This window comes from Burkholderia sp. KL41 (genome assembly GCF_057005415.2).
Genome location: NZ_CM189268.1, coordinates 1,104,533 through 1,116,304, shown reverse-complemented (window position 1 = coordinate 1,116,304; position 11,772 = coordinate 1,104,533). Strand labels below are relative to the sequence as shown.

The 11,772-nt window shown below is 65.2% G+C and carries 12 protein-coding genes; 10 read left to right on the top strand and 2 right to left on the bottom strand.

The features are described 5' to 3' along the window. The first annotated feature begins 118 nt into the window (after positions 1 to 118). From PQB87_RS39075 to PQB87_RS39065, 3 genes are all read left to right on the top strand, one after another. Positions 119 to 2,587 (top strand): AsmA family protein, encoded by a 2,469-nt coding sequence (locus tag PQB87_RS39075; protein ID WP_489244652.1) that lies wholly within the window; start codon positions 119 to 121, stop codon positions 2,585 to 2,587. A 660-nt stretch (positions 2,588 to 3,247) separates the two neighbouring features. After that, on the top strand, positions 3,248 to 4,174 hold the full coding sequence (locus PQB87_RS39070) for a LysR family transcriptional regulator (RefSeq protein WP_059685950.1): 927 nt from the start codon (positions 3,248 to 3,250) through the stop codon (positions 4,172 to 4,174). A gap of 380 nt (positions 4,175 to 4,554) precedes the next feature. Then, complete coding sequence (locus PQB87_RS39065; protein ID WP_225723211.1) at positions 4,555 to 4,794, top strand: LuxR C-terminal-related transcriptional regulator; 240 nt, start codon at positions 4,555 to 4,557, stop codon at positions 4,792 to 4,794. 35 nt (positions 4,795 to 4,829) lie between these two features. On the opposite strand, the gene PQB87_RS39060 is transcribed toward PQB87_RS39065, so the two are convergent. Next, positions 4,830 to 5,255, bottom strand: coding sequence for an acyl-CoA thioesterase (locus PQB87_RS39060; protein ID WP_021157713.1), 426 nt, complete (start codon positions 5,253 to 5,255; stop codon positions 4,830 to 4,832). A 209-nt stretch (positions 5,256 to 5,464) separates the two neighbouring features. Here PQB87_RS39060 and PQB87_RS39055 point away from each other — a divergent pair, with 209 nt between their 5' ends. Genes PQB87_RS39055 through PQB87_RS39025 form a run of 7 tightly spaced genes read left to right on the top strand, consistent with a single transcriptional unit; the run spans position 5,465 to position 10,664 of the window. Beyond that, a complete protein-coding gene (locus tag PQB87_RS39055) occupies positions 5,465 to 6,565 on the top strand; it encodes a 3-deoxy-7-phosphoheptulonate synthase (RefSeq protein ID WP_489244648.1) in 1,101 nt (366 codons plus the stop codon). Positions 6,566 to 6,576: 11 nt separating this feature from the next. Next, positions 6,577 to 7,836 carry a Rieske 2Fe-2S domain-containing protein gene (locus tag PQB87_RS39050; protein WP_489244646.1) on the top strand — a complete coding sequence of 420 codons (1,260 nt, stop codon included), beginning with the start codon at positions 6,577 to 6,579 and terminating at the stop codon, positions 7,834 to 7,836. Then, positions 7,837 to 8,370, top strand: coding sequence for an aromatic-ring-hydroxylating dioxygenase subunit beta (locus PQB87_RS39045; protein WP_027792273.1), 534 nt, complete (start codon positions 7,837 to 7,839; stop codon positions 8,368 to 8,370). A 9-nt stretch (positions 8,371 to 8,379) separates the two neighbouring features. Next, positions 8,380 to 8,742 (top strand): non-heme iron oxygenase ferredoxin subunit, encoded by a 363-nt coding sequence (locus tag PQB87_RS39040; protein ID WP_021157708.1) that lies wholly within the window; start codon positions 8,380 to 8,382, stop codon positions 8,740 to 8,742. Next, the gene (locus tag PQB87_RS39035) at positions 8,739 to 9,026 is read left to right on the top strand and encodes a DUF1330 domain-containing protein (RefSeq protein WP_021157707.1); all 288 of its coding nucleotides are present in this window, start codon (positions 8,739 to 8,741) and stop codon (positions 9,024 to 9,026) included. Before PQB87_RS39040 ends, PQB87_RS39035 begins: the two co-directional genes overlap by 4 nt. 37 nt (positions 9,027 to 9,063) lie before the next feature. Further along, on the top strand, positions 9,064 to 9,393 hold the full coding sequence (locus tag PQB87_RS39030) for a DUF1330 domain-containing protein (RefSeq protein ID WP_489244644.1): 330 nt from the start codon (positions 9,064 to 9,066) through the stop codon (positions 9,391 to 9,393). Further along, complete coding sequence (locus PQB87_RS39025) at positions 9,390 to 10,664, top strand: FAD-dependent monooxygenase (protein ID WP_233344921.1); 1,275 nt, start codon at positions 9,390 to 9,392, stop codon at positions 10,662 to 10,664. Before PQB87_RS39030 ends, PQB87_RS39025 begins: the two co-directional genes overlap by 4 nt. Here the strand turns inward: PQB87_RS39025 and PQB87_RS39020 are convergent. Further along, on the bottom strand, positions 10,661 to 11,683 hold the full coding sequence (locus PQB87_RS39020) for an aldo/keto reductase (RefSeq protein ID WP_059685797.1): 1,023 nt from the start codon (positions 11,681 to 11,683) through the stop codon (positions 10,661 to 10,663). The two genes, PQB87_RS39025 and PQB87_RS39020, sit on opposite strands and share 4 nt — an antisense overlap. Positions 11,684 to 11,772: the final 89 nt, after the last annotated feature.

The window sequence follows — 11,772 nt, the reverse complement described above, 5'->3', positions numbered from 1 at the left end:
GACGCCTGAAAAGTCGTACGAACCCCATCTCGAAGGCACGCACGCTACCTGGCGGGCGGATCCCGTATTCAGGAACACGAATTGCTGGATACGGTGCAGCAAACTCGGGGAGGGAGCAATGCACATTGGCCACACCGTCGGCAAGGTGGCCGCGTGGCTTGCCGTCATCGTCACCCTGGCGCTTGCCGCGCTGGTCATCTTCATCGTCACGTTCGACTGGAATCGAGCCCGGCCGTGGATCGATGACAAGGTGTCGGACGCGATCGGACGTCAGTTCGCGATCAACGGCGATTTGCGTATCGATTGGCGTCGGCCGGTGAGCGAGCAAGGCTGGCGCGCATGGGTGCCGTGGCCGCGATTCAGTGCACGCGATGTCACGATCGCCAATCCCGATTGGGCGCGCACGAAGTATTTCGTCGCGCTGGACATGATCAGCTTCGAAGTCGAGGCGCTGCCGCTGATGGCACGCCGCATCGTGATTCCCGCAATCGACCTGGTCAATCCGTCCGTCGACCTCGAGCGCATCAGGGACGGGCGAGTCAACTGGACGCTCAAGCTCAAGAGGCCCGCGCAGCCGGGCCGATGGACGCTCGACCTGCATCAGGTCGCGTTTGCCCAGGGTCGTCTCGGTTACTACGATCAGCAAAAGCAATTCGATCTGAGCGCCGTGGTCGACACGCTTGGCCAGCCGATCCCGTTCGGCGCGGTGGTGAAACAGCAGCAGGCGTTGGCGCAACACGAATCGGCGCGTGCCGTCGGGCCGGCAGGTCAGAAAAAGCTCGCGGCCCAGGCGCGCTCCGGCCCGGCGCAACCGGTGGTGCCCGCGTCGGGTGCCGAGGCGGCGCCCCGCGCATCGGCCGCGGCGTCGCAAGCGGTGGCCGCTGCTTCGCATGCTGCTGCGACGACGTCTCGCACCACGATAGCCCCGGCTGCATCAGGCACGTCGATGGCATCGAGCGCGCCCGCAGCGGCCGCATCGGGCGCAGCGGCTTCGGCGACAACGAGCGCATCGACGGGCGCAGCATCCGCCGGCGTCGGCACGTACACGATCGGCTGGACCGTCAAGGGGACCTACAGGAAAGGCGCGGTCGCCGGCACGGGCAAGATCGGCAACGTGCTGGAGGTGCAGGGCGCGCAACACCCGTTTCCGGTTCAAGCCGATTTGCGTTTCGGCGATACGCACCTGGCGCTCGTCGGCACGCTGACCGATCCGGCTCACCTGGCGGCGGTCGATCTTCGACTGTGGCTCGCTGGCACCAGCATGGCCAAGCTGTATGACGTCACGGGCCTCACCCTTCCCGAAACCGCGCCTTATGCGACCGACGGCCGACTGGTCGGCCAGTTCCGGGCGTCCGGCAACGTCTTCAAGTACGAGGACTTCACGGGACGCGTCGGCGGCAGCGACATCAACGGCTCGTTGGTGTACGTTTCGCGCGAACCGAGGCCGCTCTTGTCCGGTACCCTGGTGTCGAGGCTGCTGCAGTTTTCCGACCTTGCGCCGCTCATCGGCGCCGACACGAATGCCAGCAAGGCGCGGCGGGGCGCCGCCGTCGCGCAGCCCGCGAACAAGGCATTGCCGGTCGAGGCATTCCGCACGGACCGCTGGAAGAAGATCGACGCCGACGTTCGATTGACCGGGCGGCGCATCGTCAAGACCGCGAGCCTGCCGATCACCGACCTGTCGACCCACGTCGTGTTGCATGACGGCGTGCTGACGCTCAACCCGCTGAACTTCGGCGTCGCGGGGGGCACGCTTGCGTCGAACATTCACCTGGACGGCAGCGGCATGCCGCTCAAGGGGCGGTTCTCGCTGCAGGCGCGACATCTGAAACTCAAGCAACTGTTCCCGACGTTCCCGGTGATGCAAACGGCGCTCGGCGAGGTCAACGGCGATGCCGCGCTGTCGGCCACCGGCAATTCGCCGGCGGCGCTCGCCGCGACTTCCAACGGGGAAGTGAAGACCTTGGTGACCGACGGCACGGTGAGTCTCTTGCTGATGGAAGCCGCGGGGCTGAACGTTGCAAACGTGGTGTACGAGAAATTGTTCGGCACGCGTGACGTCAGGATCAACTGCGGTGTGGCCGACTTCGTGGTCACCAACGGCGTGCTCGACTCGCGCGTATTCGCGCTCGACACCGAGGATGCGGTGATCGGCATGGATGGCAACGTGAACCTGCGGGACGAGACCATGAATCTGACGATCCATCCCCATACCAAGGGCTTCCGGGTGATATCGCTACGCTCGCCGCTGTACGTCACCGGGTCCTTCAAGCAACCGCACGTCGGCGTGAAAGCGGGCGCACTGATCGCGCGTGGCGGTGCCGCGATCGGGCTGGGCTTGCTGAATCCGCTCGCCAGTCTGCTCGCGTTGCTGCAGCCGGGCCGCAGTCGTTCGTTGCCGTGCGGGCAGATGCTGGCCGACATGGAGCAGCGCCCGACGGCGCCTCCGCCGGGCGTCCGACAGGGAAAGAAGGCTGTCCCGGCGTACATGAACGCGCCGCTGGCTGCTTCTGCCGCGTCCGCACCGGCCGGTGCCGAACCCGGGCATTCGACGCGGGCGAACCGGGGTTCCGCTCATGACCGGTAACGCCACGTGCGCGGTCCGTTCCCGCGCTCGGCCGCCTCGAGTACACGCACGAGCATCGACAGATCGCGCAGGGGGCGCGGCGATTGCGATACGCGCGTGCCCCAACCCTCGTGGCGCTGATGAATCGCGACGTCTTCGTGTGCAACTCGTGCGCGCGTCGACAGCGGGCCCGGTTGCGGAATCCGATGGGCGACAAGCCGAAGTAGCGTGGCGACGCGCGTCCGCGAAGCGCGGCCGATGCAGGTAGCCGGAATACCGCGAGATCGCGTTCGGGATGCCGTTCGATTTGCGTGGCCGGTCGATTCCCGGCCGCCGGCAGGGCACCGCATCGGCGCGAGCGCACGCGCATCGCGTCGACCCGTGACGACAGGTTCCTGCTTGCCGTCACCCGGTGCCTGCGGCCGATATGGACAGGGGGCGACGTCGAATGGCGGTTGAGATCGAATCGCGTGCGGTGCACAATCCGGAAACAGAACGACATCGCGCGAACGGGCCGTCTCGCTTCACGTATTCCGGCGCTCGATGACGGATGGCACGCCGTGCCGGCGATCGACCGGCACGGTTGTCTGTCATCGCGCGCTGCGCGGATATCACGTCGAATTCGCGGTTCCCGTTAATCGTCAATCCAGGCCGGGTCCCGATCGGCACGAGTTGAACAAGATGAATGCACCTGACCTCAATCTCTTGATTGTTCTGGATGCCTTGCTGTCCGAGAACAGCGTCGCGCGGGCCGCGGAGACGCTCGGCCTCAGCCCGTCGGCATTGAGCCGGTCCCTGGCCCGCCTGAGGGCCACGACGGGTGATCCGCTGCTCGTCAGGGCCGGACGCGATCTGGTGCCGACGCCTCATGCGCTTGAACTGCGGGTCCAGGTTCGCGCGCTCGTGGAAGGCGCGCAGGCCGTGCTGTGTCCGTGCAAGAACGCGGACCTCGGCGGGCTCGAGCGCACGTTCACGATCCGTGCCAACGAAGGGTTCGTCGATACGTTCGCGGCCGAACTGCTCGCGCTGGTGATGGAAACCGCGCCGAACGTGCGGCTGCGCTTCGCGCCGAAGCCGGACAAGAGTGTCGAGGCGTTGCGCATGGGGGCCGTCGATCTCGAAATCGGCGTGGTGGGCCATACGGGCCCCGAATTGCGTGTACAGGCGCTGTTCCGCGACCGCTTCATCGGCGTCGTTCGGGCCGGTCACCCGCTTGCGCGGGAGGAGGTCACGCCGCAGCGATATGCATCGTTCGGCCATATCAGCGTGTCGCGGCGGGGGCAGCTCAGCGGCCCCATCGACAACCTGCTTGATGCGCTGGGGCTGCAGCGAACCGTCGCGGCGATCGTGTCCGGTTTTCCCGCCGCATTGTCCCTGGCGCGTGACTCGGATTTGATCGCCAATGTTCCGGAGCGGCAGACCGCGAAATCGCGGGGGGGAATGTTCAGCTTTCCGTTGCCGGTACTGACTGCCACGTTGACGGTTTCGCAGATATGGCATCCGCGCTTCGACAACGACCCCGCGCATCGCTGGCTGCGCAGCTGCCTGCGACGTGTCTGCGCGACCCAGGCGTCGTCGTTGTACGATGTCGGCGCACCTGAACCATGACGGTGCACACGTCACGTTCGCGCGCGTCAACTGCATGAATACATTGAGCGTGACGCATCTTCCGCGCGGGATTGCAACTCGGTATGCTCAACCTTGTCCGATTGCTGCGTTCGGCGTAATTAATCCGTATTGCATTGTTTCGTTCAATGCACTTTGATCCGCGATTGTTGCCCGATCGTTGCTGATAATGATCCCGAGCTACGCGAGCGGCACATGGCCGAATCGCGTGCATAACTGGCTTAATAAATATAGAAACAGGCTGGTGCTTTCGCGCCAAGCACTGTCGTTTGCGCTTTCGAGGGCTGAACAGGATGATTCACGCTTCGCAGGATGGGCGTGCGCCGAGTCGGCCAGCATGGTTAATTGTTCTGGAGATTAGAATGACTCGGTTGGCATTGAACATGACACCCCCCACTGCGGTCGCGTTGAGCACGAGAGAGTGTGAAGTATTGAAATGGGCAGCCGAAGGGAAGACTGCCTATGAGATAGGCATGATTCTCGGATTGACCGAACGTACGATCAACTTTCACATTTCACGTTCCATTGCCAAGCTGGATGCTTCGAACAAGACAAACGCGGTCGTGAAAGCCGTGCTGATGGGCCTGATCGTATTCGTTTAGAAAGGCCCGGGGCGCCCGCCCCGGGAAGCCGTTTGTCAGATCGCGCCCTGGAACGCCAGCACGCGCGCCTTGAACTCTTCGGGAACCGGCATCGTCGCATTGCTCGCATAGTCGAACATCACGTGTGTCGACTGCGCGCGGGCAACGATCGCGTCGTCGCCGGCCGCGCCGTTGTCCCGCATCATCAGGTGTTCGAGTTCGAAGCTTTTCGAGCCGAAACGGGTAATGCTGCTGCGCACCGTGATCGTATCCCCGTACTGGGCGGGCTTCAGGTACTCGCACGACGTCTTGACCATGATGTGCGGCAACTTCTCCGAATACGGCAGCTCCAGCAGGTCGTGCATGAACGTCAGATATGCGTGCTGAAGGTAATCGTAATAAACCGGGCTGCTGACATGCCCGAGTCCGTCTGTCTCCCGGTATTTAACTGTAATTTCAGTTTCATAATGATTTTTTGTCATGTGTATCTCCATGTGAGAGTGCGAGGTGCAATGGCGCATGTCCTCGCGATGAAAATAAATTGAATCGGATGGTTTTAGATACTGTAAAAAATAGCAGATTGAGGAATTCGATTGGCGACTGAGATAAATGACAGTATCGAATCGAATTTGATAAAGCTTTAATTGACCCCCGTGAGTTTCGTATTGTCGAATCGAAATCGGAGAGTCAAGTGGAACAGCCTCATCTGAAAGGGACGGCGGCGGTCACCGGGGCAATGCAACTGCGTGGCGAGTTGCATGCCGACGCCGCGACCACTCGCTTGGTACGTGGTGCCCAGCGCGCACTCGCCCGCATCCTCGCGGGCAGGGACGATCGCCTCGCGTTGATCGTCGGGCCGTGCTCGATTCACGACACGGACGCCGCGCTCGAATTCGCGCGCCGGCTCGCACCGCTGCGGGCGCGTTACGCCGATACGCTCGAGGTCGTGATGCGCACGTACTTCGAAAAGCCGCGCACCACGGTTGGCTGGAAGGGGTTGATCAACGATCCACGGCTCGACGGAAGCTATCGCGTCGACGACGGGCTGCGTCTTGCGCGTCGCCTGCTGCTCGACGTCAACGCACTCGGCATGCCGGTCGCGACCGAGTTTCTCGATCCGCTCACGGCGCCCTACCTCGACGATCTGGTGTCCTGGGGCGCGATTGGCGCACGCACGACCGAGTCGCAGATTCACCGGCAGATCGCATCCGGCCTCGATGCGCCGATCGGCTTCAAGAACGGCACCGACGGCAACGTGAAGATCGCGATCGACGCGGTCCGCACGTCGCGGGCCGCGCATCACTATCTCCGTCCGCGTGACGAAGGCGGCCTCGAGGTCGCGTCCACGCAGGGCAATCCGAATACGCACATCGTGCTGCGCGGCGGGCGCGTGCCGAACTACGACGACGTCAGCGTGACGGCCGCCTGTGCGGCGCTGCGCGATGCGCAATTGCCGCCGCACGTCGTGATCGATGCGAGTCACGGCAACAGCGGAAAGCAGACGCGCGCGCAAATCGCCGTCTGCGAGAACGTGGCCGGGCAGCTGCGCGACGGGCAGCGCGCGATTGCCGGCGTGATGGTCGAGTCGTTTCTCGTCGAGGGGCGGCAGGACCTCGTGCCCGGCCGGGCACTGACCTACGGGCAGAGCGTGACGGACGCCTGTCTCGGCTGGGAGGACACGGTTGCACTGATCGAGCTGTTCGCCGCCGCGGTCGCGTCGCGACGGCGGTCCCGAGTCGGCTTTCTGGTACCGGGTGTTCCGGCCGGCACCGTACAAGCCATTTCTTACTGAAAGGAGCTTTCTTGAACTTACCCATCGATATCGCACACGCGCTCGACTGGAAGGGGGACGGCGCAAGCCGGACACCGTTCGAGGCCTATACGAGCGATGCGCTTTACCAGCGCGAACTGGAGCGTTTGTTCTATTCGAAACACTGGTGTTACATCGGCCTCGAGGCGGAAGTGCCGTCTCCCGGCGATTTCCAGCGCACCGAAGTCGGCGAGCGCTCGGTCGTGATGACGCGCACCGAGGACGGCGAGGTGGTCGTGTTCGAGAACGCCTGCGCGCATCGCGGCATGCAGTTCTGTCGTGAACGCGCGGGGAACGCGAAGGATTTCCACTGCCCGTATCACCAGTGGAACTACGACCTGAAGGGCAACCTGGTCGGCGTGCCGTTCCGGCGCGGCGTGCGGCAGAGCGGCAAGATCAACGGCGGCATGCCGCCGGATTTCGACCCGAAGAATCACGGGTTGCGGCGGCTGCGCGTGTCGACGCGCGGCGGCGCGGTGTTCGCGTCGTTCGACCAGGACGTCGAGTCGTTCGAGGATTTCCTCGGTCCCGACATCCTGCGCTATTACGACCGCCTGTTCCACGGGCCGAAGCTGACCGTGCTCGGTTATACGCGCCAGCGCGTGCCGAGCAACTGGAAGCTGATGGTGGAGAACATCAAGGACCCCTATCACGCGGGGCTCCTGCACACCTGGTTCGTCAACTTCGGGCTGTGGCGCGCGGACAATCCGGCCCAGCTGGTCACCGACGCGCATCACCGTCACGGCGCGATGATCTCGATCCGCAGCGGCGGGGGCGGCGGCGAGGTCACGCACAACGTGACGAGCTTCAAGGAGCGCATGACGCTGAACGACGACCGTTTCCTCGACGTCGTGCACGAGCCGTGGTGGGGCGAGCCGACCGTCGTGATGTTGACGTTGATGCCGAGCGTGATCATCCAGCAGCAGGTGAATGCGCTGTCGACCCGGCGCATCCGCCCGGTCAGCCCCGGCGTGTTCGATTACGTCTGGACGCACTTCGGATTCGAGACGGACGACGAGGACATGACGCGCCGGCGGCTGCGCCAGGCCAACCTGTTCGGGCCGGCCGGCTTCGTTTCGGCGGACGACGGCGAAGTGATCGAATGCGTGCAGCAGAGCTTCGAGCAGATCCAGCACGGCAACGTATACAACGAGCTCGGCGGCCGCGAAGTCGACGAGCGCACCGACCACATGGTCAGCGAAACGCTCGTGCGCGGCATGTACCAGTACTGGCGCCACGTGATGGAGGCATGAATGACGATTTCATCCGCATTGGCCGACGCACGGCCCGCGACGCGCGGCACCGGAACGGTTGCGGCGACCTTCGCCGATTTCTACGGGCTCGTGGACCTGAACGCGCGCTATGCGTCCGCACTGGATCGCGGCGACTGGGACGCGTGGCCGGAATTCTTCGAGGAGGACTGCACGTATCAGCTGTTGCCGCGCGAGAACCATGAACGCGACTTCCCGCTTGCGCTGCTCGCGTTCGAGAGCAAGGGGATGCTGAAGGATCGCGTGTACGGCATCAAGGAGACGCTGTTCTACGACCCGTACTACCAGCGCCACCTGATCGGCACGCCGCTCATCACGTATCTCGACGAATCGGTCATCGAGGCCGAGACGAACTACGCGGTGCTGCGTACCAAGAGCGAGCAGATGAGCGACGTGTACAACACCGGCCGTTATCTCGACCGGATACGCCGCACGCCGCACGGGCTGCGTTTCGAGTCGCGCATCTGCGTGTACGACAGCGAGATGGTGCCGAATTCGATCATCTATCCGATCTGAGGAGGCGGCGTGACGACGGAATGGATCTATGCGGTCGATACGGCCGCGGTACGCGAGGAGGGGCTGACGGGCGTGATCGTCGGCGGGCGCGACATTGCGCTGTTCGCGGTCGACGACGAGATCTTCGCGACCGACAACCAGTGCACGCACGGCGAGGCGCGCCTGAGCGACGGTTTTCTGCTCGACGACGAAATCGAGTGCCCGCTGCATCAGGGGCGCTTCAGCGTGCGTACCGGTGCCGCGCTGTGCGCGCCGGTCACGGCTTGCGTGAAGACGTTCCCGGTGAAGATCGAGGCGGGCCGGGTGTTCGTGCGATTCGATACCGAAGTCGCGCATGACGAAGCAGATGCATCAACGGGAGAGCGGACATGAGTGCCTATGTGGTGGTGGATGTCGACGTATACGACGAAGTGCGATTTGCCGAATACCGGAAGCTCGGTGTGCCGACGATCGCCGCGCATGGCGGCCGCGTGCTCGCACGCAGCGACGACGTGGTCGTGCTTGAAGGCGAATGGACGCCGCGGCGCCTGGTCGTGCTGGAGTTCGACGATCTCGACGCGGCGCGCCGCTGGCACGGCTCCGACGAATACCAGCGCGCGAGGCAGCTGCGGCTCGATGCGGCCGACACGCACAGCATCGCGCTCGCGAGCCTGTGAAACCGGGGCCGCGCTCGGCCGCGGCCCGCGAGACCAAGTGGGGGAAGACATGACGGCATATATCGTGTTTGACATCGATGTTCACGACGCACGAGGTTATGAGGAGTACAGAGATATCGGCGCGCCGACCGTCGCCGAGTTCGGCGGGCGTTTCCTGGTGCGCGGCGGCGAGGCGGCAACGCTCGAAGGCGCGTGGTCGCCTGGGCGCGTCGTGGTGCTCGAATTCGATTCGATCGACCGCGCAAAGGCGTGGTACGAGTCCGACGGCTATCGGCGTGCGCGGGATATTCGCGAGCGCACCGCACGCACGATCGGCATCATCGTACAGGGCGCGCCGCCGGCGACAACCGTGGGAGAGCAGGGATGACCGGGACGACTTCGGCGGCGCGCGTCGCGATCGTGGGCGCGGGTATCGGCGGGTGCGCGCTCGGCGCGATGCTGCAACGGATCGGCCATGACGTGCGCCTGTTCGAGCAGGCGCCGGCGTTTGCCCGGGTGGGGGCCGGCATTCACCTGAGCCCGAACCTGATGCGGGTGATGCGGCTGCTCGGCGTGCATCGCCAGGCCCTGTGGGCGGGCCAGGAACCCGACGCGTTCGCCAACCGCCAGGCGGCCGACGGTGAGCTGCTGTATCGGCTGCCGCTCGGCGAAAACGCGATCGGGCGCTTCGGCGCGACGTTCGTGACGCTCAAGCGCGGCGACCTGCATGCCGCGCTGTTGGGGGCGGTGGCGCCCGGGACGATCGCGTGGGGCAAGCGTCTCGCCGGCCTCGACCCGGCGGGCGACGCGATCAGGCTGACGTTCGAGGACGGTTCGAGCGACACGGCCGATCTGGTGATCGGGGCAGACGGCCTGCGCTCGCGCGTGCGCGAGGCGCTGCGCGGATTCGAGGCGCCGGAATTCTCCGGGCAGGTCGCGTTTCGCGGGGCGTATCCGCGCGCGCTGCTGGGCGAACTCGCGGTCGAGGATCTGACCAAGTGGTGGGGCGACCGGAAATTCGTGCTGTCGTACTGGCTCGATCGTGCGCGTCGCGAATTCTATTTCGCCGCGATGACACCGCAGGCCGAGTGGCCCACGCAGGCTTCGTCGATGCCGGGCGACGTCGACGAGATGCAGGCGATCTTCGCGGATTTTCATCCGGCCGTGCGTCACATGCTGGCCCGCGCGCCACGCGAGTCGGTCATGAAGTGGGCGTTGTTCGAACGTTCGCCGCAGTTCGAGTTCGGCAACGAGCGCGTCGTGCTGATCGGCGACGCCTGTCATCCGATGCGCCCGTTCATGTCGCAGGGCGCGGCCATGGCGCTCGAGGACGCGACGATCCTGCTGCGTGCGCTCATTGGCTCGTCGAACGCGGCGAGCGCGTTCTCGACCTATGCGCAGTGCCGGGTCGCGCGACTCGGCGAAGTGCATCGCGTGTCCGCCGCGAATACCTTCATGCACGGCCCGACCGAGCCGGACTGGGTGTTCGGCTACGATGCGCTGACCGCGCACGCGTCGCCCGCGCTGCCGCCGTTACCCGTCGAGCTGGACTGGCTGGTCGGCGCGTCGCCGCTCGCCGCGCGCATGCAGGCGGCGGCGACGCGTGCGGTATCGTCGCATCGGTCGCCGCCGATGCCGCACGCGCCGGTACCGTATTAGACCGGTGCCGGGTTGCGCTCGAAGCCGCGCTGGTGCCAGTACGGGTAGGGCAGTTGCGTCGTACTGGCGGCATCGAGCCGCTTCACCTGGTCGGGCGTCAAGGCCCAGCTGGCCGCCTGCGCGTTCTCGCGCAGTTGCGTGGCGTTTCGGGCACCGATGATCACGTTCGCGACGGTGGGCCGCCGCAGCAACCAGTTGAGTGCGACCTGCGCGACCGCCTTGCCGGTTTCGGCGGCGATCTCGTCGAGCGCGTCGACGACGTGGTGCAGCAGGGCATCCGTGACGGGCGGGCCCTCGTCGGCGGTCTTGTGCAGCCGGCTCGTCTCCGGCAACGGTCGGCCCCGGCCGATCAGGCCGGTCAGCCGCCCCCATCCGAGCGGGCTCCAGACCATCGCGGACACCTGCTGGTCGAGCGCGAGCGGCATCAGCTCCGTTTCGTAGTCGCGGCCGATCAGCGAATAGTAGACCTGGTGCACGGCATGCCGCGTGAGCCCGTCGCGATCGGCGGCCGCGAGCGACTTCATCAGGTGCCAGCCGGAGAAGTTCGAGCAGCCGATCACGCGGATCTTGCCGGCGCGCACGAAATCGTCGAGCGTGCGCAGGGTTTCCTCGACGCGTGTCTGGGCATCGAATCCATGCAGCTGGTACACGTCGATGTAGTCGGTGCCGAGCCGCTTGAGGCTGCCGTGAATGGCATTGGCGAGGTGATGGCGCGACGACCCGACGTCGTTCGGGCCTTCGCCGAGCCGGAACGTGCCCTTCGTCGACACGATCACGCGATCGCGCCGGCCGGCGATCGCCTGGCCGAGCAGCTCTTCGGCGAGTCCGTCGGAATAGACGTCCGCGCTGTCGAACATCGAGATGCCGGCGTCGAGCGCGATGTCGACGAGTTCGCGCGCGCCGGTGGCGTCCGTGCTGCCCCATTCCCTGAAGAATGCGTTGCCGCCGCCGAACGTCGCGGTGCCGAGACTCAGAACGGGAACCTTGAAGCCGGTTCCGCCGAGGGTTCGGTATTCCATGATCGGTACTCCTTGTAGAAGCGTGAAGGACTGCAGGATGGCGCCGCGAGGGCGCGGGATACGGACGGGGACGGCAGGGCATGCGCCCG

Excerpts from the sequence above, each read along its gene's own strand:
- PQB87_RS39075 (WP_489244652.1), top strand. The coding sequence starts at position 119 with ATGCACATTGGCCACACCGTCGGCAAGGTGGCCGCGTGGCTTGCCGTC.
- PQB87_RS39070 (WP_059685950.1), top strand. The coding sequence starts at position 3,248 with ATGAATGCACCTGACCTCAATCTCTTGATTGTTCTGGATGCCTTGCTG.
- PQB87_RS39065 (WP_225723211.1), top strand. The coding sequence starts at position 4,555 with ATGACTCGGTTGGCATTGAACATGACACCCCCCACTGCGGTCGCGTTG.
- PQB87_RS39060 (WP_021157713.1), bottom strand. The coding sequence starts at position 5,255 with ATGACAAAAAATCATTATGAAACTGAAATTACAGTTAAATACCGGGAG.
- PQB87_RS39045 (WP_027792273.1), top strand. The coding sequence starts at position 7,837 with ATGACGATTTCATCCGCATTGGCCGACGCACGGCCCGCGACGCGCGGC.
- PQB87_RS39035 (WP_021157707.1), top strand. The coding sequence starts at position 8,739 with ATGAGTGCCTATGTGGTGGTGGATGTCGACGTATACGACGAAGTGCGA.
- PQB87_RS39025 (WP_233344921.1), top strand. The coding sequence starts at position 9,390 with ATGACCGGGACGACTTCGGCGGCGCGCGTCGCGATCGTGGGCGCGGGT.
- PQB87_RS39020 (WP_059685797.1), bottom strand. The coding sequence starts at position 11,683 with ATGGAATACCGAACCCTCGGCGGAACCGGCTTCAAGGTTCCCGTTCTG.